A 19,664-nucleotide genomic window follows, 5' to 3' on the forward strand; every position below is an offset into this window, starting at 1 on the left:
GCACCGCGCACACCCGCTAGACGTCGCGGCGGACCAGCAGCACCGCGGCGAGCAGCCAGCTGCCGCCGGCCCAGGCGGCGGTGACGGCCAGGCCCACCGCCCAGCCGGGACCGTCGGCCAGGAAGGGCACCCCGGCGACCCGCAGCACCGGCAGCGCCTGCGCCAGCGACGTGGCGACGTCACCGAACAGCGACAGCACCCCCGACGGCGCCGGGACGACGAGGGTCCTGCCCGCCAGCCACCGCGCCCGGCGAGGCACCCCGGCCCCGTCCCCCCGTGCGGACACGCGGCTCAGTTCAGGGCGGGCACCTCGGTGGCCGGGTCGCCGTCGGCGGCGGCGGCGAGCGCCGGCTCGACCCGCTCCAGCAGCCAGGGCAGCGACAGCGGGCTGCCGTAGCCGAGCGCCGCGCTCAGCTCGCCGCTGTAGGGGCCCAGGTGGACGGCGCGGTCCTCGGTCACCACGCTCAGCGCGGCCAGCAGCGGCTCGGCAGCGGTGTCCTCCGGCGTGTACCCGTTGAGCACCAGGACCTCGGCGTCGAGCAGGTCCAGGCGCTCCTGGCTGACGTCGGTGCTCGTCTCGGGGACGGCGAAGCCGAGGTCGCTGAAGAACTGGGTGCGCAGGTCGTCCTGGCCGAGCAGGTAGTGGCCTGATCCGACGCCGGTCAGGTCGACCGCGATCGACGTGCCGGCGAAACCGGGGTTGTCGCTGATCGCCTGCTCGAACCGGCCCTCGACCTCCTCGACCAGCTCCTGCGCCTGCTCCTCGCGGCCGAGCGCCTGGCCGGTGAGCAGGGTCTGCTGCTGCCAGGGGGTGGCACCGTCGGGGTACTCGTCGGTCTGCGCGAGGGTCGGGGCGATGCCGGACAGCTGGTCGTAGACCGCCTGGTCCAGGTAGGAGTACACGCCGACGATCAGGTCCGGGTCCAGCGCGGCGACGGCCTCGACGTCGATCTCCGCGCCGCCGACGGTCGGCAGCTCCGCCCCGTCGAGCTGCTCCTGGGCCCAGGGACGCTGCGTGGCGTCGTAGTCGCCGAGGTTCTCCCGGACGCCGACCGGCGTCACACCCAGGGCGAGCACGAAGTCCTGGTCGTTGAAGCCGACCGTGACCACCCGCTCGGGCTCCTCGGGGATCTCGGCCGTGCCGAACTTGTGCTCGATGGTGACCGGGAAGGCCCCCGACGACGACGCCGACGACCCGGTGGTGGCCGCGGTGTCCGCCTCCTCGGAGCCGGCGCAGGCGGCCAGCCCGAGGACGGCGGTGAGGCCGGCGACCAGGACGGCGGCGCGGCGGACGGGACGGCGGGGCACGGCGGGCTCCTCAAGATCAACGGCAGGCGAGCAGAGGTTAGCCTTGCCTTGGTCAGCCTGGGAAGTCACCCCCTCTCAGCGCTCCGGCTGCTCCAGCGCCGAGGGGCCGAACCGCTCGACCCGGATCGCCGACGGCGCCAGGCCCAGCCCGACCAGCAGCTGGCTGGCGGCCTCGGCGAACGCCGCCGACCCGCACACGTACGCGGTCTGCCCCTCCTCCCAGAGGGGCAGCAGGTCCATCGCGGTCATCCGGGCGGCCGGGCGGATGCCGTGCGCCTCCCGGGTGGTCGCGATCAGCGCGCCGGCCGCGGCGAGCTCCTCGGCGTACGGCAGCTCGGCCACCGTCCGCGCCGACACCGCCACCCGGAGCAGGTCCAGCCGGCCGATGTCCCGGGCGTGCCGCACCATCGCCACCAGCGGGACGACACCGGTCCCGCCGCCCACCAGCAGCGCCGGGGTCCGCCCGTCCCAGACGAACCAGCCACCGATCGGCCCGCGCACCTCCAGCTCGTCGCCGGGTTCGACGACGTCGGCCAGGTAGGTGCTCACCTCACCGTCATCCAGCCGCTCGACGAACAGCTCGACCAGCGGGTCGCCCGGCGCGGAGGCGACGGAGTAGGACCGCTGCGCGGTGTAGCCGTCCTCGGCCGTCAGCCGGACGACGTAGTGCTGGCCGGGCAGGTGGTCGACCCGGTCGTGGACGTCGAGCCGCAGCTCGACCGAACGGGCGATCGGCCGGCGCAGCCCGGCGACGGTCGCGGTGGCCCACCCGCCCGCCGGCGCGGACGTCGTGGCCAGGGCCGGCGGCTCGACCGGCTGCGGCTCGGCGCCGGGCGCGGTGGCGGGGTCCGGGAGCGCGTCAGTCACCCTGCCACCTCAATCGCCCTGGTACCGCTGCTGCTTCCACGGGTCGCCACGGTCGTGGTAGCCGTTCTGCTCCCAGAAGCCCTGCTGGTCGCGCTTGAGCAGAGTGATCTTGCTGATCCACTTGGCGCTCTTCCAGAAGTAGAGGTGCGGCACCAGCATGCGCACCGGGCCACCGTGCTCGATCGGCAGCGGCTGCCCCTCGTACTCCCACACCAGCCACGCCTTGCCGCCGGTGACGTCCTCGATCGGCAGGTTGGTGGTGTAACCGGTCTTCGACGTCGCCATCACGAACCGCCCCTCGGCGGTCGGCCTGGCGACCTCCAGCAGCGAGTCGACGCTGATGCCGGCGAAGTGGGTGTCGAACTTCGACCAGGTGGTGACGCAGTGGATGTCGCCGCTGTAGGCCGACGCCGGCAGCGCGTGCGCCTCGTCCCAGGTCCAGGTCGTCGGGTTCTCGACCTCGCCGTCGACGGTGATCGTCCACGTCTCGGGGGCGATCCGGGGCGTGGGCTCGGCGGTGAGCACCGGCCAGTCGCCGCCGACGTCGTACTGGCCGGGTGGGAGCCGCGGGTCGCTGGGGCCGCGACGGCGGCCGAGGAAGCCGCGAGTGGGTCCGGGCACGTCCGAAGTTCCTCTCTGACCGGCCCTGACGGGCGGGTGCGGGGCCGAACGACGGAGATCATCCTCCTTCCCGGGGGCCAGCGCCTCCCCCGGGTACCGGCCGCGACGGGCGGACCCGCAGGTGAGGGTCGCCTTACATGAGCCGTGTCACGGCGGGTTCACCTGGGTGTCACGTGGGCACAGGGAATACCTTGGGCGTCGTGGCGACGATGACGACGCAGCAGGCTCCACGGAGAGCCCCGAAGACCGGCCGGTTCAGCAACTCGGTCGTCAAGAAGACGGTCATGGCCGTCAGCGGGATCATCATGATCCTGTACTTGATCGCCCACATGATCGGCAACCTGCACGCCTTCGAGGGTGCCGAGTCCTTCAACCACTACTCGGGGTGGATCCGCAGCATCGGCGAGCCGGCCGTCCCGACCCAGACGGTGCTCTGGATCATCCGGATCGTGCTGCTGGTGTCGGTGGTGGCGCACTTCTGGGCCGCCGTCTCGCTGTGGCGCCAGGCCAAGCGCGCCCGTCCGGTGCCCTACGCGACGAAGAAGCGGGTGCAGCAGAGCTTCGCCTCGCGCACCGTCCGCTGGGGCGGCGTCATCCTCGCGCTGTTCATCATCTGGCACATCCTCGACCTGACGCTGGGCGCCGTGAACCCGGCCGGGCACGACACCACGCCGTACGAGCGCCTGGTCGCGAGCTTCTCGAACATCCCGATCACGGCCTTCTACGTCGTCTCGATGCTGCTGCTGGGCCTGCACCTGCGGCACGGCATCTTCGCCGCCACGCAGACCCTCGGGCAGACCAACAAGAAGCGCGAGCGCGCCGTGAACGCGCTGGCCTACGTCGTCGCCACCGTGCTCACCGTGGGCTTCCTGCTCGTGCCGCTGTCCATCGCCTTCGGCCTGATCGACTGACGGGAACCCCAGCCATGCCTCTCGAGCTCTTCACCGTCGGCGAGCCGATCGCCGACACCAAGGCCCCCCGCGACGTCCCCATCGCCCAGCGGTGGGAGGAGCGCAAGTTCCGTGCCCGGCTGGTCAACCCGGCCAACCGCCGGCGCCTGTCGGTCATCGTGGTCGGCACCGGCCTGGCCGGTGGCTCGGCGGCGGCGACGCTCGCCGAGGCCGGGTACCGGGTCAAGAACTTCTGGTTCCAGGACAGCCCCCGCCGCGCCCACTCCGTGGCCGCGCAGGGCGGGATCAACGCCGCGAAGAACTACCGCAACGACGGTGACAGCGTGCACCGGCTGTTCTACGACACGGTCAAGGGCGGCGACTTCCGCTCCCGCGAGGACAACGTGCACCGCCTCGCCGAGGTGAGCACCAACATCATCGACCAGTGCGTCGCCCAGGGCGTGCCCTTCGCCCGCGAGTACGGCGGCCTGCTGGACAACCGCTCCTTCGGTGGCGCACAGGTGTCGCGCACCTTCTACGCCCGCGGCCAGACGGGCCAGCAGTTGCTGTACGGCGCCTACCAGGCGCTGGAGCGGCAGATCGGGCTGGGCAACGTCGAGCAGCACCCGCGCACCGAGATGCTCGACCTGATCGTCGTCGACGGTCGCGCCCGGGGCATCGTCGTCCGGCACCTGATCACCGGCGAGATCACCTCGCACATGGCCGACGTCGTCGTGCTGGCCTCCGGCGGCTACAGCAACGTCTTCTACCTGTCCACGAACGCCAAGGGCTCCAACGTCACGGCGGCCTGGCGGGCGCACAAGCGGGGCGCGCTGTTCGCCAACCCCTGCTACACCCAGATCCACCCGACCTGCATCCCGGTCAGCGGCGACTACCAGTCGAAGCTGACGCTGATGAGCGAGTCGCTGCGCAACGACGGGCGCGTGTGGGTGCCCAAGGAGCGGGGCGACACCCGCGACCCGCGGGAGATCCCCGAGGACGAGCGCGACTACTACCTCGAGCGCATCTACCCGGCGTTCGGCAACCTGGTGCCCCGCGACATCGCCTCGCGCCAGGCGAAGAACGTCTGCGACGAGGGCCGCGGCGTGGGCCCGAACGGGCTGGGCGTCTACCTGGACTTCTCCGACGCCATCCAGCGGGTCGGCCGCAAGGCGATCGAGGCCAAGTACGGCAACCTCTTCGACATGTACAACCGGATCACCGGGGAGGACGCGTACGAGACCGGCATGCGCATCTACCCGGCGGTCCACTACACGATGGGCGGGCTGTGGGTCGACTACGACCTGCAGTCCACGATCCCGGGCCTGTTCGTGATCGGTGAGGCCAACTTCTCCGACCACGGCGCGAACCGGCTGGGTGCCAGCGCCCTCATGCAGGGTCTGGCCGACGGCTACTTCGTGCTGCCGAACACGATCAACGACTACCTGGCCGACGGCCCCTTCCCGAAGGTCGACACCACCCACCCGGCGGTCGTCGAGGCCGAGCAGGGCGTCCGCGCCCAGACCGAGAAGCTGCTGTCGATCAACGGCACCCGCACGGTCGCCTCGTTCCACCGGGAGCTGGGCAAGCTCATGTGGGACCTGTGCGGCATGGAGCGGTCGGAGGAGAGCCTGCGCAAGGCGCTCGACCGGATCCCGGAGATCCGCCAGGAGTTCTGGACCAACGTCAAGGTCTCCGGCGAGCAGGGCATCTTCAACCAGAACCTCGAGCACGCCGGCCGGGTCGCCGACTTCATCGAGCTCGCCGAGCTCATGTGCGTCGACGCGCTGCACCGCAACGAGAGCTGCGGCGGGCACTTCCGGGCCGAGAGCCAGACGCCTGAGGGTGAGGCGCTGCGCGACGACGAGAACTTCGCCTACGTCGCCGCGTGGGAGTACACCCCGGAGGGCGTCCCGCCGGTGCTGCACCGCGAGGCCCTCGAGTACGAAGTCGTCCACCTCGCACAGCGGAGCTACAAGTGACCAGCACAGAGCAACGGATGATGAGCCTGACCCTGCGCATCTGGCGCCAGCGCGACCGGACGCAGAAGGGCAAGATGGTGACCTACCACGTCACCGACGTCTCGCCCGACATGTCCTTCCTCGAGATGCTCGACGTGCTCAACGAGAAGCTGATCCTCGACGGCGACGACCCGGTGGCCTTCGACCACGACTGCCGCGAGGGCATCTGCGGCTCCTGCGGTCTGATGATCAACGGCATCGCGCACGGCCCGGAGCAGGCGACCGTCTGCCAGTTGCACATGCGCTCGTTCAACGACGGCGACGTGCTGGACATCGAGCCGTGGCGCTCCGGTGGGTTCCCGGTGGTCAAGGACCTCGCGGTCGACCGCTCCGCGTTCGACCGGATCATCTCCGCCGGCGGGTTCATCAGCGTCCCCACCGGTACCGCTCCCGACGCGCACGCCGTCCCGGTGCCGAAGAAGGACTCCGACGCCGCCTTCGACGCCGCGACCTGCATCGGCTGCGGCGCCTGCGTGGCGGCCTGCCCCAACGGCTCGGCGATGCTGTTCACCGCCGCCAAGGTGGCCCACCTCGGCCTCCTCCCCCAGGGGCAGCCGGAGCGGGACACCCGGGTGCTCAAGATGGTGGCCCAGCAGGACGCCGAGGACTTCGGCGGCTGCAGCAACATCGGTGAGTGCTCGGCGGTCTGCCCGAAGGGCATCTCGATGGAGACCATCTCCCGGCTGAACCACGACCTGCTCGGCGCGCTCCGCGCCGGCGCCGTGCCGGCCAGCTGAACACCGCCCCCCACCCGGGGCACTGATGAAGGCGGCCGTCCCTCGAGGGGCGGCCGCCGTCGTCGTCCTCCCAGCTCCACTGCCGGCCGAGATTTGCGGTCTCGTGGTCACCCGAGCCGGGAGACCACGAGACCGCGGATCTCGGTGGCCGGCTCAGGCCGCGGCGCGGCGCTCGACCAGGGCCAGCAGGTGCGGGGCCAGCGCCTCGGCGACCAGCGCGTAGCCGGCCGAGGACGGGTGGAACCGGTCGGCGGAGAACAGCGCCGGCTCCGCGGCGAACCGCGCGGCCAGCGCCGGGCCCACCGGTGCGACGACCCCGCCGGCCGCCTCGGCGGCAGCGGTCTGCCGGGTGCGCGCCTGGTCGCAGACGGCCGCCACCACGGCGCGGAACGCCGGCGGCACCCAGGCCACCGCGGACAGGTCCGGGGTGGGGACGACGAGCACCGCGGTGCCCCGCCGGCGCAGCTCGGCCACCGCGGCACCGAGGGCCGCCGCGCCCTGTGCCGGGGGAACCCGGCGGGTCAGGTCGTTGGCCCCGACCACCAGCAGGGCGACGTCGGCGTCCCGCGGCGCCCGGCGGACCTGGGCGTCGAGGTCGAGCGAGGTCGCCCCGGGGACGGCGACCACGTCGACGCGCACCGAGAGGCCCACCGCCTCGAGCTCGCGGGTGAGCCGGGCGCCGAGGGTGTCCTCCGGGGAGGCGGCGCCGGTGCCGAAGGCCAGGGAGTCACCGAGGACGAGGAAGCGGAGCGTCACACCAGGTGCAACGGCCCACCACCGGCGGGTGTTGCGTGAGCTGCCGCTCGCCCGCGCCGGGAATGCCGGCTAGCCGCCGCGGGCGAAGAGCTCGGCGGCCATCCCGTCATCGATGAACGGGTACTTGACCTTGAACTGCGCCAGCGCCTCGGGAACGGAGAGGACGTGGGTCTCCCGCGTGCCGGCGGCGTCCACGGTCTGCACCGTGACCATGTCGCCGTTGATCGGGACCCAGTGGGTCTCGGCGTAGTCGGTGAAGACGTTCACCACCCCATCCTCCCCCGTCCCCGCAGGCCGGCAACGCCGGCCCGGCAGCGGTGCCGGGCCGCCGCGGCCGGACCGGGTCAGGCGGCCTTGCCGGTCATCCCGTGCGGGTCGATGACGTACTTGCGGGAGGCACCGGAGTCGAACTCCTGGTACCCGCGCGGGGCGTCGTCGAGGCTGATCACCGTGGCGTTGACGGCCTTCGCGATCTGTACCTCGTCGGCGAGGATCGCCTTCATCAGCCCGCGGTTGTAGCGCATCACCGGGCACTGCCCGGTGGTGAACGACAGCGACTTCGCTCAGCCGGTGCCCAGGCTCAGCGACAGTGCCCCGACCTTCGCCGCCTCGTCGACGCCGCCGGGGTCGCCGGTGACGTAGAGGCCCGGGATGCCGATGGCGCCACCGGCGGCGGTGACCTCCATCAGCGAGTTGAGCACCGTCGCCGGCGCCTCCTCCTGCGCCCCTTCGCCGTGCCCGCGGGCCTCGAAGCCGACGGCGTCCACCGCGGCGTCGACCTCCGGTTCGCCGAGCAGCTGCTCGACCTGGTCCTTCGGGTCGCCCTTGCTGACGTCGACGGTCTCGCAGCCGAAGGAACGGGCCTGCGCGAGCCGGTCCTCGTTGAGGTCCCCGACGATCACCACCGAGGCGCCCAGCAGCTGCGCGGAGACGGCGGCGGCCAGCCCGACCGGCCCGGCTCCGGCGATGTAGACCGTCGACCCCGTCGTGACCCCGGCGGTGTAGGCGCCGTGGTACCCGGTCGGGAAGATGTCCGAGAGCATCGTCAGGTCCAGGACCTTCTCCATGGCCCGGTCCCGGTCGGGGAACTTCAGCAGGTTCCAGTCCGCGTAGGGCACCGTCACGTACTCGGCCTGCCCGCCGACCCAGCCGCCCATGTCCACGTACCCGTAGGCCGCACCCGGGCGGGCCGGGTTCACGTTCAGGCAGATCCCGGTCTTGCCCTCCTTGCAGTTGCGGCACCGCCCGCAGGCGATGTTGAACGGCACCGAGCAGAGGTCCCCGACCTCGATGAACTCGACGTCGCGGCCCTTCTCCACGACCTCACCGAGGATCTCGTGGCCGAGCACCAGGTTCGGCGGCGCCGTCGTCCGGCCGCGGACCATGTGCTGGTCGCTGCCGCAGATGTTCGTGGTGACCACCTTCAGGATGACGCCGTGCTGCAGCTGGCGGCCGACGTTCGCCGGGTTGACCCCGGGACCGTCCTGCAGCTCCAGCTTGGGGTAGTCGATGTCGTGGACCTCGACCTTCCCCGGTTCGATGTACGCAACGCCTCTGTTGCCGGCCATCTTCTGGCTCCTTCTGCTCGGGGACCGTGCTCCGGTGCCACCCGCCGGCCGGTTCCGTGCACCGGACCGGCGGGCCACGGCCCGATCGTGCTCCTCCTGGGCCGGTGCGGCACCGCTCGCGTCGCGCCGGACCGGTCGCGGGCACCGATCGCGGACGCCGCACGGCACTCGCTTGCGCCGTGGGCTGCACCACCCCAGGCTGTTCACCGACCACTCTGGTGGGCGGCGGCCCGGGCGGCCAGGACGGCAACGCCACCGCCGACGGAGCCCGACACTCGAGGAGCGCCGTGAAGAAGCTGATCAACTCCCCCGCCGACGTCGTCGCGGAGTCGCTGCGCGGCCTGGCGATCGCCCATCCCGAGCTGCGGGTCGACCACCCCAACCGGGTCGTCTTCCGCGGTGACGCCCCCGTGCGGGGCAAGGTCGGCATCGTCTCCGGTGGCGGCTCCGGGCACGAGCCGATGCACGGCGGTCTCGTCGGGGCCGGGATGCTCGACGCCGCCTGCGCCGGGGAGGTGTTCACCTCCCCCGTGCCTGACCAGATGGTCGCCGCCACCACCGGCGTCGACGGCGGGGCCGGTGTGCTGCACCTGGTGAAGAACTACACCGGTGACGTCATGAACTTCGAGATGGCCGCCGAGCTGGTCGCCGCGGAGTCCGGCACCGAGGTGGTCTCGGTGGTGGTCGACGACGACGTCGCGGTGCAGGACAGCCTCTACACCGCCGGCCGGCGGGGCGTGGGCGCCACCGTGCTGGCCGAGAAGACCGCGGGAGCGGCCGCCGAGCAGGGCCGGTCGCTGGCCGAGGTGGCCGAGGTCGCCCGCACCGTGAACGCCCGCAGCCGGAGCATGGGCGTGGCGCTGACCTCCTGCACGGTGCCCAGCGCCGGCACCCCCACCTTCGACCTGCCCGAGGGCGAGATGGAGGTCGGCATCGGCATCCACGGGGAGCCGGGACGCCGGCGGGTGCCGGTCGCGCCGGCCCGGGAGGTCGCCGAGATGCTGCTCGAGCCGGTGCTCGGCGACCTGGACTTCACCGGCGGGGACGGCGTCCTGGTGTTCCTCAACGGCATGGGCGGCACCCCGCTGATCGAGCTGTACCTGATGTTCGGCGAGGTGGTGCAGGTGCTGGAGAAGGCCGGCGTGCCGGTGGCCCGCTCGCTGGTGGGCTCCTACATGACCAGCCTGGAGATGGCCGGGTGCTCGGTGACCCTGCTGCGGATGGACGACGACCTGCTCCGCCTGTGGGACGCCCCGGTGCGCACCCCGGCGCTGCGGTGGGGGGTGTGAGAGTGGCCGACGACGAGCTCTCCCTCGACGCCCTCCAGGCCTGGGTGCGGGCCTTTGCCGACGCCGTCGCCGAGCACCGCGACGAGCTGACGCGGCTGGACCAGGCGATCGGCGACGGCGACCACGGCACGAACATGGACCGCGGCATGTCCGCGGTGGTGGCCGCGTTGGACGACGGACCGCCCGCCGACGCCGCCGCGTTGTTCAAGCGGGTGGGCGCCACCCTGGTGAGCAAGGTCGGCGGCGCCAGCGGCCCGCTGTACGGCACGTTCTTCCTGCGCCTGGCCGGTGCCGGTGGGACCGAGCCGTGGGACGCGGCGACCTTCGCCAAGGCCATGCGCGCGGGGCTGGACGGGGTCGTCGCGCGCGGCAAGGCGGAGGCCGGGGACAAGACGATGCTCGACGCGCTCATCCCGGCCTGCGATGCGCTGGACGCCGCGCTGGCCGGCGGCCGGCCGCTCCGCGAGGCGCTGGCGGCGGCCGCGGCCGCCGCCCGGGAGGGGCGCGACTCGACCACTGCGATGACCGCCCGCAAGGGCCGGGCCAGCTACCTCGGTGAGCGCAGCGCCGGCCACCCGGACCCCGGGGCCACCTCGACCACGCTGCTGGTCGAGGCCGCGGCCGCCGAGCTGGGCTGACCGGCGATGGCGCAGGTGGGGCTCGTCGTCGTCTCGCACAGCCGGCCGCTGGCCGAGGCGGCGGTGACGCTGGCCCGGCAGATGCTCACCGCCCAGGACGTCCCGATCGAGGTGGCGGCCGGGCTGGACGACGGCGGCCTGGGCACCGACGCGGTCGCCATCTCCGAGGCGCTGACCGCGGCGGACCGCGGTGACGGCGTCGTGGTGCTGATGGACCTGGGCAGCGCGGTGCTCTCGGCGGAGACGGCGCTGGAGCTGGTCGACGACGAGCTGCGCGAACGGGTGGTGCTCTCCCCCGGCCCGCTGGTCGAGGGGCTCGTCGGCGCGGCGGTGGTGGCGGCCGGCGGTGGCGCCCGGGAGGCAGTCGCCGCCGAGGCGGCCCGCGGCCTGGCGCCGAAGCAGGCACACCTGGGCTGAGCCGACGAGGGTTGCTTCCGGCAACTCCGTCCACTCCCGCCCCTCAAGCACCTCCGGCACCGCGCCGATCAGGTGGTCAGGTCACCCGAACGGGTGAGCGGACCAGCTGAGGAGCGCGATCGTGAGCACGCAGGTGTCGGCCGGACGTCGGGTCGGAGCACGGCTGGCGCACCGCGCGGCGGGCGTCGTCGTCGCCGTCTCCGTCGCCCTGGTGGTCGCGCCGGGGATCGCCGCCGCGACGCCGGTCGACCCCAGTGACGCCCAGCTGCAGGACGCCGAACGGGCGAAGGCCGACGCCGCCGGGCAGGTCGGTGCGGTCGCCGCCCAGCTCGCCGGTGCGCAGGCCGAGCTCGCCGCCGCGCAGGCGCAGTCGGCGATCGCGCTGGACACCTTCCAGGGCAAGCAGGCCGAGTACGAGACGGCGCAGGCCGCCGCCGAGGCAGCCGCCGCCGCGGCCCGGCAGGCCGCCGAGGAGCTCGCCGCCGCCCGCGCGGCAGTGGCCGCCTTCGCCCGCAGCAGCTACCAGCAGGGCAGCACCTCCCCCGGCCTGGCCGCGCTGCTGGACGCCGGCGGCCCGGCGGAGGTGCTGGAGCGCGCCGCGCTGCTGGACGCGGTGGGGGTGCACCGCACCGACGTGCTCGCCGACGTCACGGTGGCCGAGCAGCAGGCCACCGCCGCCGACGCCGCCGCGCGCCAGGCTCTGGCTCAGGCGGAGGCGCTGCGGCAGGAAGCGGCCGACGCGCTCGCCCGGGCCGAGCGGATCGAGGCCGGCGCCCGCCAGCAGGCCGCCGACTTCGCGACGCAGCAGAGCCGGTTGCAGGCACAGCTGGACGCCGCCCAGCAGGCCCTGTCCGGGCTGCAGGGCGCACGGGCCGCCGCGGAGCAGGCACAGCGCGAGCAGGCAGCGGCCGCCCAGAGCCGGGCGCAGAGCTCGCCGGTGCGCCAGCAGCTCACCTCCGGCCCGGCCGCTGGGGCGTCGTCCGGCCCCCCGGCCGGCGCCGGGTCGACCTCGGCCGTGGAGACCGCGATCGACGCCGCGGAGCGCTACTTGGGCACCATCTACTCCTGGGGCGGCGGTTCGCTGTCCGGCCCGAGCGTCGGCTGGGGCGTGGACGCCGGCGTCGTCGGCTTCGACTGCTCCGGGCTCACCCGCTACGCCTACGCCCGGGCCGGCGTCAGCATCCCGCGCAACAGCCGGGCCCAGTACTCGGCGCTGCCCAAGGTCTCGCGCGAGGACCTGCAGCGCGGCGACCTGGTCTTCTGGGCGACCGACACCGGCAACCCGGCGACCATCCACCACGTGGCGATCTACCTGGGCGGCGGCCAGATCCTCGAGGCCCCGCAGAGCGGCTCGGTCATCCGGGTCACCTCGATGCGCTGGGGCGGCTTCATCGGCGGCGTCCGCCCCAGCGCCTGAGCATCAGTCCGCGACGGCCTCGGCAGTCAGCTCGACCGACCGCAGCCGGCCCTCGGTGGTGGGCGACTGGTGGGCGACGATCAGCTCGTCGGCGTCGGCCTGCTTCACGAACCGGTCGAGGAAGTCCCCGACCTGGGCCGGGGTGCCGACGGCGGTGTGGGTGAGCATCGAGCTCACGTGGTGGCCAGCGCCCTCCTCGAGCAGCACGTCCGCCTCCTCGTCGGAGAGCGGCCGGCCGCGGCCGAACAGCCCGATCGCGAGGTTGCGCCGCACCGCGGTCAGGTTCTGCTGCGCGACCTCCTCCGTGTCGGCGGCGACGACGTTCACGCCGGCGATCACGTAAGGCTCGGCCAGCTGCTCCGACGGCTTGAACTCCCGCCGGTAGGTGGCGACGGCGGCCTCCAGCGCCTGCGGGGCGAAGTGGCTGGCGAAGGCGTACGGCAGGCCCAGGGCGGCGGCGAGGTGGGCACCGAACAGGGAGGAGCCGAGGATGTACAGCGGCACGTCGGAACCCTTGCCGGGGATCGCGTCCACACCGGGCACCCGGGAGTTGCCGGTCAGGTAGGCCTGCAGCTCCAGCACGTCCTGCGGGAAGGTCTCCGCGGAGTTCGGGTCGCGGCGCAGCGCGTACATGGTGTTCTGGTCCGAGCCGGGCGCCCGGCCCAGGCCCAGGTCGATGCGGTCGGGGTACATCGCGGCGAGCGTGCCGAACTGCTCGGCGATCGTCAGCGGCGAGTGGTTGGGCAGCATGACGCCACCGGCGCCGAGCCGGATCGAGCTCGTCTGCGCCCCCACGTGGGAGATCAGCACGCTGGTCGCCGAGGAGGCGATGGTGGGCATGTTGTGGTGCTCGGCGTACCAGACCCGCCGGTAGCCGGCGGCCTCCGCGCGCTGGGCGAGGGCCACGCTGGCCGCGATGCTGCTGCTGGCGGTCTCCCCGCGGGCGATCGGGGCCAGGTCGAGGACGGACAGCGGGATGCGCATGAGGTGCAGGCCTTCCAGTCGGTTGACCTGCACAACGCGCAGGTCCCGGACCTGCTTCCCGCCCGGCCGGTGCGCTGCCGCACTGCGCCGGCTCCCCTCCTGGATGGACGCCGGAGCAGCCGGCCGGCCAGCGCGGAGGTGGCCGGCCGGCGACGCCGAGTCACGTTCGGCCCGCAGGTCACATCCGTCGCGCGCCTCACCCGGCGTACATGATCAACGCCTTACAGTCCGCCTCGTGCCGGATCAGGGGATGACGACGCTCGCGGGCGCACCGTTGGACATCGAGTTCTTCCACCTAGGCGAGTGGTTCCCCGCCGCCCTGGTGGGGTGGCGTCACGACGCCTGGGGCACCTGCGAGCTGCGGGTCCAGTTCGAGATCGGCGGCCTGCGGCGGGCCAGCTGGATGCCGCTGGCCGACGTCCGGCTCCCCCAGTGGCAGGCCGCCCGCTACACCCCGCCGCCGGTCCCTCGGCACCGGACCGACGACGACCTCGTGGTCCCGATCCGGTACGGACACCGCTGGGAGGACGCCCCGTCGCCGGCCGGCTGGGAGGTCCCTCGGCCGCGGACCGGCGAGCAGCGCTACAGCTGGGTCTGACCCCTTTCCCCTGAGGCCCCCCGGTGGGATCCTCGGGAGACCACGCCCCGGCAGGAGCGCGCGTCTCGTCGAGGAGTCGCCGTGTTGAGCCACAGCTGCTACAGCCAGGACCACATCGACGCCCGGCGGGCGGTCGTCGACGCCCGGGTGGCCGCCTGGCGGGAACTGGTGACCGCCGTGGGCGGGCACCCTGCCCTGGACGAGTTCGAGCCGGTCTACTTCAACGACCTGGTGCTGCTGCTCGAGGGCGCCTTCGTGCACCGGGGCCGCGACGCCGAGGGCGGGGACGGCAACGCGCTCACCGAGGTGCGCCTGCTCGCCACCTCACTGCTCAACGGCGGCCGGGTGCTGGCCGACCGGCAGCTGCGCTGCCACCGGGGGCACAGCGTGCTGGGCCACCGGGTGGGCGACGAGATCGCCCTGCGCGAGGCCGACTTCGTCGCGCTGGCGAAGGCGTTCTTCGCCGAGCTGGAGGCCCGCTACCTCTGAGCGGTCACCGGCACCGCCGCGCGGCTCAGCGGCTCTGCAGTGCGGCTCAGCGGCTCTGCAGTGCGTCCAGGGCCACCGCCATCGACGCGGCCACCCGGAAGTCCAGCCGCGGATCGGGGACGGTGACCCGGTAGCGGTCCCGGACGGCCTTCTGCCGCTCGCTGACCAGCACGGTCTGCCCGCTCGCGGTGTCGGTGAAGTCGAAGTGGAAGACGAACGGCACCCACACGTCGCCCACGACGGGCAGGAACGTCCAGACCCGGCGGACGACGGCGAGCACCGGGCGCCGCTCCTGCCCGACCGCCTCGATGCCGGGGGCGGAGAGCTTCCAGGTCGAGCGCAGCAGGCTGGCGCCGAACTGCTTGCTGAACATGCCCAGCGGCTGGCCCTGCTCGTCGTACACGTCGTGCTCGGCCGCGACGTCCAGCCGCTGGCGGGCCTTGAAGGAGAAGACCCGGCGGCTCTTGGACTCGTCGGCGAAGAAGACGACCTCCTCCTTGAGCTTCATCCGCTTCTGCTCGGCGAGGGCCAGCAGCTGGCCCTCGGAGCCGTCCGGGTTGGCGGCCAGGATCTCGTAGCGGTTGACCATCACGGTGATCCGCTGCTTCACGAAGAAGGCGGGCACCACCATGGCGGCGGGCTGGTGCTGCGGGCTGGTCACGGTGCGGGGCTCCCGTCGGGGGGTCGGACGACGGAGCGATCCTGCCGCACGCCGCCGTCCGGCGGGGAGAACCCGGCGCGCGGTGGAGCGCCCGCGCCACGCCGACCTAGCCTGGGTCATGGTCCGCACCCACACTCTCCGCCTGGCCGCCGGCGTGCTCGCCGGGGGTGTCCTGCTCGCGCCGACCGCCGGGTGCTCCGGCGACGGCGATCCCTCGTCCGCGCCGGCCGGTGGGGCCACCCTTCCCGACACCCCGGCCAGCGGTTCGGCCGGGGACGGCGCCGGCGATCCGGGGGTGAACTGCGCCGACGGCACCTGCTCGGTGACGCTGCCCGGCGACGGCACCACGGTCGAGGTGCTGGGCACCCCGATCTCGCTCGGCGACGTGCAGGACGGCACGGCCACCGTCGGGGTGGGCGAGAACGCGGAGGTGTCCTGCCGGGAGGACCAGAGCGTCACCGTCGTGGGGCTGACGCTGGAGTGCACGACGGTCAGCGAGGAGCGGGTCGTGCTCAGCGTGTCCCTGGGGTGAGCCGCTCCGAACAGGCGCCTACCGGCCCTCGTTCCCCGACCAGAGGACCCGCTGCGGGAACGGGATGGTCATGCCGGCGCGGTCCAGTGCGGACTTCACCGAGATCGCGACACCGCTGCGCACCCGCCAGCGACTGGCGATGTCAGCGGCGTGCCAGTAGCGCACCGCGAGGTTGATCGAGGAGTCGGCGAACTCCTCCACCCACACCTCCGGGGGCGGGGTGTCCGCGACGCCGTCCGCGGCCGCGCAGGCCGCCAGCAGCACCTCCCGGGCCCGCGCCAGGTCGGTGTCGTAGGCCAGCCCGACGGTGAGCGACGTCCGGCTCAGCGGGGTGCGGGTGTAGTTGATGATCGGGTTCTTCAGCACCTCGGCGTTGGGCAGGTACACGACGAGCCCGTCGTAGGTCTGCAGCACCGTCGTCCGCAGGTTCACGTCGGCGACGACGCCCTCGTAGTCGCCGCTGGCGACCTGGTCGCCCAGCCGCAGCGGACGGCGGATCTGCAGCATCACCCCGGCGATCAGGTTCTGCAGCATGTCCTGGGCGGCGAACGCGATGGCGATGCCCCCCACCCCCAGGGCGCCGACCAGCGGGCCGATCTGCACGCCCAGCAGGTCCAGGGCCCAGACCACCCCGACAGCGACCGCGACCAGCCCGAGGAACCGTCCGGCGACGAGACCGACGTGCCGGCTGGCGTCGTGGTCCAGGGCCCGCACCAGCAGCCGCCGCAGCAGCACCGCGAGCAGGATCGAGGCGAGGAACACCCCCGTCGCCTGCAGGACCTCGCTGAGCGCGATCTCGTCGTCGATGACGACGTCGACGTCCTCGGTCGCGGCCAGGACGTCGGACGGGTGCGGGTCGACCGGCATCCCCGGTGGATGCTCAGCCGGGCCGCGGATCAGTCGTGCCCGCCGCGGGGAGCCGCTGGATCGGGACCACGCACTGCTCAGCGTGACGCCGGGGTGATCGAGAGGGACGCACCGCCGCCGAGCCCGTGTGTCGCCGAGCGCCGCACCGAGGGGCCCGCGACAGCGGCTGTCACGACCGCGGGGGCGTTGCCACACTGCGGGCCCACACACATCTCCACGGGGGTCGAGGATGTTCGGACGACGCAGTCTGACCGTCGGGGCGGCGGCAGCCGCGCTCATCATCGGAGCGGCCGGCACGGCCCATGCGGCTCCGTACCGGATGGGCACCGACGACGTGTACGCCAACGCCGCGCAGATGGCGCTGCTGACCGCCGGCGATCCAGCGGAGAACTCCGGGGTCGCGGTGATCGCCTCCGGCAGCGACCCCGCCGACGTCCTCATGGCACCGGTGGTCGCCCACGCGATGCGGGTCGACGACGGCCGGCACCAGTGGGAACCGCCCGTGCTGCTCGTGCCCACCAAGGGAGCGATGCCCGCGGTGGTGACCTCGGCCCTGCGGCAGATGGAGCTGGACCACATCGTCGTCCTCGGTGGGACGAACAAGGTCTCCTCGGCCACGGAGAAGGCGCTGCGCTCGTACGCCGGCACGGTGGAGCGGATCAACGGGGTGGACCGCTACGAGACCGCGGCGCAGGTCTCCCAGCGGTTCGAGGCCCGCAACGACATCGTCTTCCTGCTGTCCGGGGAGGTGCCGCAGGAGGCCGAGGCCGGCATGGGCGCGGCCCTGCAGGCCGGCGGCACGGTGCTCCTGTCGCAGAAGGCGTCGCTGCCGCCGGCCACCGAGGCCGAACTGCGCCGGCTCCAGCCCAGCCGCGTCGTCCTGATCGGGAACACCGGTGTGCTCTCCGGCTCGGTGCTGACCCAGGTCCGGTCGATCACCCCGGGCGCCGTCGTGCAGCGGATCGCCGGCGCCGACCGGTACGAGACGAACGTCGAGGCGCTGCGCACGGTCGGCTGGGAGCCGATCAACGTGGTCCTGGTCAGCGGCGAGATGTGGCAGCCGGCGCTGTCCGCGGTGCCGTACACCCAGGCCCAGCAGTCGGAGTACAACGTGCTGCTGACCCGGAAGGCCTGCGTGCCGGGGCCGACGCTCGACTACATCGACGAGTTCCGGATGCGGGACAACGTGCTGGTGGTCGGCGGCACCGCGATGGTGAGTGACGCCGCTGCCAACCTCCGGCGCTGCTGACCGGACCGGGCCCGTCGCGCCGTGCCGCCGGCCGGCGCGACGGGCCGCCTCCCCCCGGCGTCAGCGCTGCTGGCGTCGGGCGACGAGGACCAGGCCACCCAGCAGCACCACGATCGGCGCCCACGACGGCAGCCCGAACGGCCCGATGACGAGCCCGATGAGGTAGAGGGCCAGCTGGAAGACCACCAGGAAGGCCACCAGCATGCCCACCCAGAACAGCACCGGCCGCTCCGCCTGCAACTGGCGCAGGTACTCCATGACGTCTCCTCGGTCGTGCGGTCCCGGTGGTCACCCGACGTGGCCACGCAGCATCCGGTCGTGGGCCACATCGGCAGCAGCGAGCGGGTGCTGTAGACCAACGCCGGAGCGACGCCGGGAATGCCCGCCGCCCCGCCGTGGGCGGCTCAGACATTGAAGCGGAACGTCGACGGGGTGTCCGGACGTCGACGACGATCAACGGAACAGGCTGCCGAGCTGCCCCTTTGCCATTTGGTGGCGTTGGGGCCTGCTGGCCAGAGTCGACCGTTTTGCGGACTCTTGCGGACTTTCTGCGGACTGGACGGCGCGACCTCGGCCCCCAACGGACCACTCGACCGGACAGTCTGACGACTTGAGGGGTGAGCTCGACTGAGCCCGTCGGTCAGGGCAGCCGGGCGCCCGACAGGGACCCGGGAGAGCCTGCCGAGACTCGGCGCCGGCACGGTGGCACGCAGCGCGGCGCGGCAACCACGTCCCCGCGCCGTGATGTCGACAACTTCGCACTGAGCCGACAGAACGGCCTTTACCGGCGCACCGCAGTCAAGCGCAGTAAGCACCACGATCAGCCAATTGCGGCGCAGGCCTATGGCCGCCACTCCTGGCGATAGCCAGGGTGGTCGGCGTACGGCAGGGCGAGCAGGCGTAGGGCTTGGTCGGCGAGCTCCCGCCGACCCCTGTCGTAGTTCACACTGCTGGCCAAGAGCTTCCGATGGAGCGGAGGGACAACGAGCGCTGCTGCGCACCCCTCTACGACCCTCCGCTTAGCGTCGCACTCTGCGACGACTCTTTCAGGATCCCAGCGGACGATGTGGTGGGCGGACGGCTGGTGCATCAACTGCTGCCACGGGCCGCAAGCGACTGGATTGGCTGTGTGATCGAGAAAGACAGCGTCACCCGCGTTGCTCCAGTACCAGCCGCCCACCTGGTGCTCTCCGACCGACTGGAACGCTGCATAGGCCGCCGCCTCATCTTCGGCGATGCGGGCCAACAGGAAGTCGCACAACCCGGTCATGCGGTCATCCTCTTGGATCAAGTGACGTGGCGCTTGAGCCGATCGCCGCTGATGGGCAGCAGGTCGGCCAGTCAGCCCACGCATGAGGTTGACCGAAACCGCCCGTTAGCGGACTGACCGATACCCAACCGTTTTCGGGCCGGCGAGCCCTGGCGGGGCTGAGGCCGCGCTGCGCGTCCGCTAGACCGCGGCGGTGCGTTGCGAGAGCGTGTCCACGTCCGAGGGAGGCAGGTTGTGAAGTTCGCCGGAACGACGTCGTGGCGGTTCGCTGACTCTGGCCGCGACGAGATGTCGCACGTCGCCCTGTTCATCCGTGATGCCCTTGGGTTGCCGGTGCTGCCAGGGCCAGCGGTGCCGCCGCCGCTTTCCGGCACGGTCCCGGACCACCGCGGTCTGCTCTCTACCGAGGAGCGTCAGGAGGCGGGGCAGCAGTGGGCCGATTGGTGGGCGACCGTGCTCGGCTTTCAGGTGCAGACGCAACTTTC

At 72.7% G+C, this 19,664-nt stretch carries 24 protein-coding genes; 11 read left to right on the forward strand and 13 right to left on the reverse strand.

What is annotated here, in order from left to right:
* Positions 1-16: 16 nt before the first annotated feature.
* From ACI79Y_RS05690 to ACI79Y_RS05705, 4 genes are all read right to left on the reverse strand, one after another.
* Positions 17-286, reverse strand: a complete 270-nt coding sequence (locus ACI79Y_RS05690; RefSeq protein WP_457157538.1) for a hypothetical protein — start codon at positions 284-286, stop codon at positions 17-19.
* 5 nt (positions 287-291) lie between these two features.
* The gene (locus ACI79Y_RS05695) at positions 292-1,308 is read right to left on the reverse strand and encodes an iron-siderophore ABC transporter substrate-binding protein (RefSeq protein ID WP_457157539.1); all 1,017 of its coding nucleotides are present in this window, start codon (positions 1,306-1,308) and stop codon (positions 292-294) included.
* A 75-nt stretch (positions 1,309-1,383) separates the two neighbouring features.
* Positions 1,384-2,175 carry an FAD-binding oxidoreductase gene (locus ACI79Y_RS05700; RefSeq protein ID WP_457157540.1) on the reverse strand — a complete coding sequence of 264 codons (792 nt, stop codon included), beginning with the start codon at positions 2,173-2,175 and terminating at the stop codon, positions 1,384-1,386.
* A gap of 9 nt (positions 2,176-2,184) precedes the next feature.
* Complete coding sequence (locus ACI79Y_RS05705) at positions 2,185-2,796, reverse strand: sulfite oxidase-like oxidoreductase (RefSeq protein WP_457157541.1); 612 nt, start codon at positions 2,794-2,796, stop codon at positions 2,185-2,187.
* Positions 2,797-3,005: 209 nt separating this feature from the next.
* Between ACI79Y_RS05705 and ACI79Y_RS05710 the strand changes: the two genes are divergently transcribed.
* From ACI79Y_RS05710 to ACI79Y_RS05720, 3 genes are read left to right on the forward strand one after another with little or no spacing between them, the layout of a single operon-like run.
* A complete protein-coding gene (locus tag ACI79Y_RS05710; RefSeq protein WP_457139334.1) occupies positions 3,006-3,707 on the forward strand; it encodes a succinate dehydrogenase cytochrome b subunit in 702 nt (233 codons plus the stop codon).
* Positions 3,708-3,721: 14 nt separating this feature from the next.
* On the forward strand, positions 3,722-5,668 hold the full coding sequence (locus ACI79Y_RS05715; RefSeq protein ID WP_457157542.1) for a fumarate reductase/succinate dehydrogenase flavoprotein subunit: 1,947 nt from the start codon (positions 3,722-3,724) through the stop codon (positions 5,666-5,668).
* The gene (locus ACI79Y_RS05720; RefSeq protein ID WP_457157543.1) at positions 5,665-6,444 is read left to right on the forward strand and encodes a succinate dehydrogenase/fumarate reductase iron-sulfur subunit; all 780 of its coding nucleotides are present in this window, start codon (positions 5,665-5,667) and stop codon (positions 6,442-6,444) included. Before ACI79Y_RS05715 ends, ACI79Y_RS05720 begins: the two co-directional genes overlap by 4 nt.
* Positions 6,445-6,597: 153 nt before the next feature.
* On the opposite strand, the gene ACI79Y_RS05725 is transcribed toward ACI79Y_RS05720, so the two are convergent.
* The 4 genes from ACI79Y_RS05725 to ACI79Y_RS05740 all read right to left on the reverse strand — a co-directional run bounded on the left by ACI79Y_RS05725 (position 6,598) and on the right by ACI79Y_RS05740 (position 8,768).
* A complete protein-coding gene (locus tag ACI79Y_RS05725) occupies positions 6,598-7,200 on the reverse strand; it encodes a GDSL-type esterase/lipase family protein (protein ID WP_457157544.1) in 603 nt (200 codons plus the stop codon).
* A gap of 69 nt (positions 7,201-7,269) precedes the next feature.
* The gene (locus ACI79Y_RS05730; protein WP_457157545.1) at positions 7,270-7,467 is read right to left on the reverse strand and encodes a hypothetical protein; all 198 of its coding nucleotides are present in this window, start codon (positions 7,465-7,467) and stop codon (positions 7,270-7,272) included.
* Between the two features lie 77 nt (positions 7,468-7,544).
* The gene (locus ACI79Y_RS05735; RefSeq protein WP_457157546.1) at positions 7,545-7,727 is read right to left on the reverse strand and encodes a hypothetical protein; all 183 of its coding nucleotides are present in this window, start codon (positions 7,725-7,727) and stop codon (positions 7,545-7,547) included.
* 36 nt (positions 7,728-7,763) lie between these two features.
* Entirely contained in the window at positions 7,764-8,768 is a 1,005-nt protein-coding gene (locus ACI79Y_RS05740; RefSeq protein ID WP_457157547.1) for an alcohol dehydrogenase catalytic domain-containing protein, read from the reverse strand.
* Positions 8,769-9,055: 287 nt separating this feature from the next.
* Between ACI79Y_RS05740 and dhaK the strand changes: the two genes are divergently transcribed.
* The 4 genes from dhaK to ACI79Y_RS05760 all read left to right on the forward strand — a co-directional run bounded on the left by dhaK (position 9,056) and on the right by ACI79Y_RS05760 (position 12,529).
* A complete protein-coding gene (gene dhaK / locus ACI79Y_RS05745; protein ID WP_457157548.1) occupies positions 9,056-10,057 on the forward strand; it encodes a dihydroxyacetone kinase subunit DhaK in 1,002 nt (333 codons plus the stop codon).
* Positions 10,058-10,059: 2 nt separating this feature from the next.
* A complete protein-coding gene (dhaL, locus tag ACI79Y_RS05750) occupies positions 10,060-10,695 on the forward strand; it encodes a dihydroxyacetone kinase subunit DhaL (protein ID WP_457157549.1) in 636 nt (211 codons plus the stop codon).
* 6 nt (positions 10,696-10,701) lie between these two features.
* Positions 10,702-11,112 (forward strand): dihydroxyacetone kinase phosphoryl donor subunit DhaM, encoded by a 411-nt coding sequence (dhaM, locus tag ACI79Y_RS05755; protein ID WP_457083071.1) that lies wholly within the window; start codon positions 10,702-10,704, stop codon positions 11,110-11,112.
* Positions 11,113-11,233: 121 nt separating this feature from the next.
* On the forward strand, positions 11,234-12,529 hold the full coding sequence (locus ACI79Y_RS05760) for a C40 family peptidase (RefSeq protein ID WP_457157550.1): 1,296 nt from the start codon (positions 11,234-11,236) through the stop codon (positions 12,527-12,529).
* 3 nt (positions 12,530-12,532) lie between these two features.
* Here the strand turns inward: ACI79Y_RS05760 and ACI79Y_RS05765 are convergent, their stop codons facing one another.
* Positions 12,533-13,546, reverse strand: a complete 1,014-nt coding sequence (locus tag ACI79Y_RS05765) for an LLM class flavin-dependent oxidoreductase (protein ID WP_457157551.1) — start codon at positions 13,544-13,546, stop codon at positions 12,533-12,535.
* Between the two features lie 217 nt (positions 13,547-13,763).
* On the opposite strand from ACI79Y_RS05765, the gene ACI79Y_RS05770 reads away from it, so the two are divergent.
* Together ACI79Y_RS05770 and ACI79Y_RS05775 are read left to right on the forward strand one after the other, a co-directional pair.
* Positions 13,764-14,111 (forward strand): hypothetical protein, encoded by a 348-nt coding sequence (locus ACI79Y_RS05770; protein ID WP_457157552.1) that lies wholly within the window; start codon positions 13,764-13,766, stop codon positions 14,109-14,111.
* Positions 14,112-14,192: 81 nt separating this feature from the next.
* Positions 14,193-14,600 (forward strand): hypothetical protein, encoded by a 408-nt coding sequence (locus tag ACI79Y_RS05775; protein ID WP_457157553.1) that lies wholly within the window; start codon positions 14,193-14,195, stop codon positions 14,598-14,600.
* 46 nt (positions 14,601-14,646) lie between these two features.
* Here the strand turns inward: ACI79Y_RS05775 and ACI79Y_RS05780 are convergent, their stop codons facing one another.
* Positions 14,647-15,261: a hypothetical protein gene (locus ACI79Y_RS05780; protein WP_457157554.1), complete on the reverse strand. Its 615-nt coding sequence runs from the start codon at positions 15,259-15,261 to the stop codon at positions 14,647-14,649.
* 118 nt (positions 15,262-15,379) lie between these two features.
* Here ACI79Y_RS05780 and ACI79Y_RS05785 point away from each other — a divergent pair, with 118 nt between their 5' ends.
* Positions 15,380-15,793 carry a hypothetical protein gene (locus tag ACI79Y_RS05785; RefSeq protein WP_457157555.1) on the forward strand — a complete coding sequence of 138 codons (414 nt, stop codon included), beginning with the start codon at positions 15,380-15,382 and terminating at the stop codon, positions 15,791-15,793.
* 18 nt (positions 15,794-15,811) lie between these two features.
* On the opposite strand, the gene ACI79Y_RS05790 is transcribed toward ACI79Y_RS05785, so the two are convergent.
* Positions 15,812-16,660, reverse strand: a complete 849-nt coding sequence (locus ACI79Y_RS05790; protein WP_457157556.1) for a mechanosensitive ion channel family protein — start codon at positions 16,658-16,660, stop codon at positions 15,812-15,814.
* Positions 16,661-16,889: 229 nt separating this feature from the next.
* Between ACI79Y_RS05790 and ACI79Y_RS05795 the strand changes: the two genes are divergently transcribed.
* Complete coding sequence (locus ACI79Y_RS05795) at positions 16,890-17,909, forward strand: cell wall-binding repeat-containing protein (protein WP_457157557.1); 1,020 nt, start codon at positions 16,890-16,892, stop codon at positions 17,907-17,909.
* A 60-nt stretch (positions 17,910-17,969) separates the two neighbouring features.
* Here ACI79Y_RS05795 and ACI79Y_RS05800 read toward each other — a convergent pair whose 3' ends face one another.
* On the reverse strand, positions 17,970-18,167 hold the full coding sequence (locus ACI79Y_RS05800) for a hypothetical protein (protein ID WP_457157558.1): 198 nt from the start codon (positions 18,165-18,167) through the stop codon (positions 17,970-17,972).
* A gap of 583 nt (positions 18,168-18,750) precedes the next feature.
* Positions 18,751-19,263, reverse strand: a complete 513-nt coding sequence (locus tag ACI79Y_RS05805) for a DUF6221 family protein (RefSeq protein ID WP_457157559.1) — start codon at positions 19,261-19,263, stop codon at positions 18,751-18,753.
* Positions 19,264-19,664: the final 401 nt, after the last annotated feature.

The organism is Modestobacter sp. SYSU DS0875 (assembly GCF_054050915.1).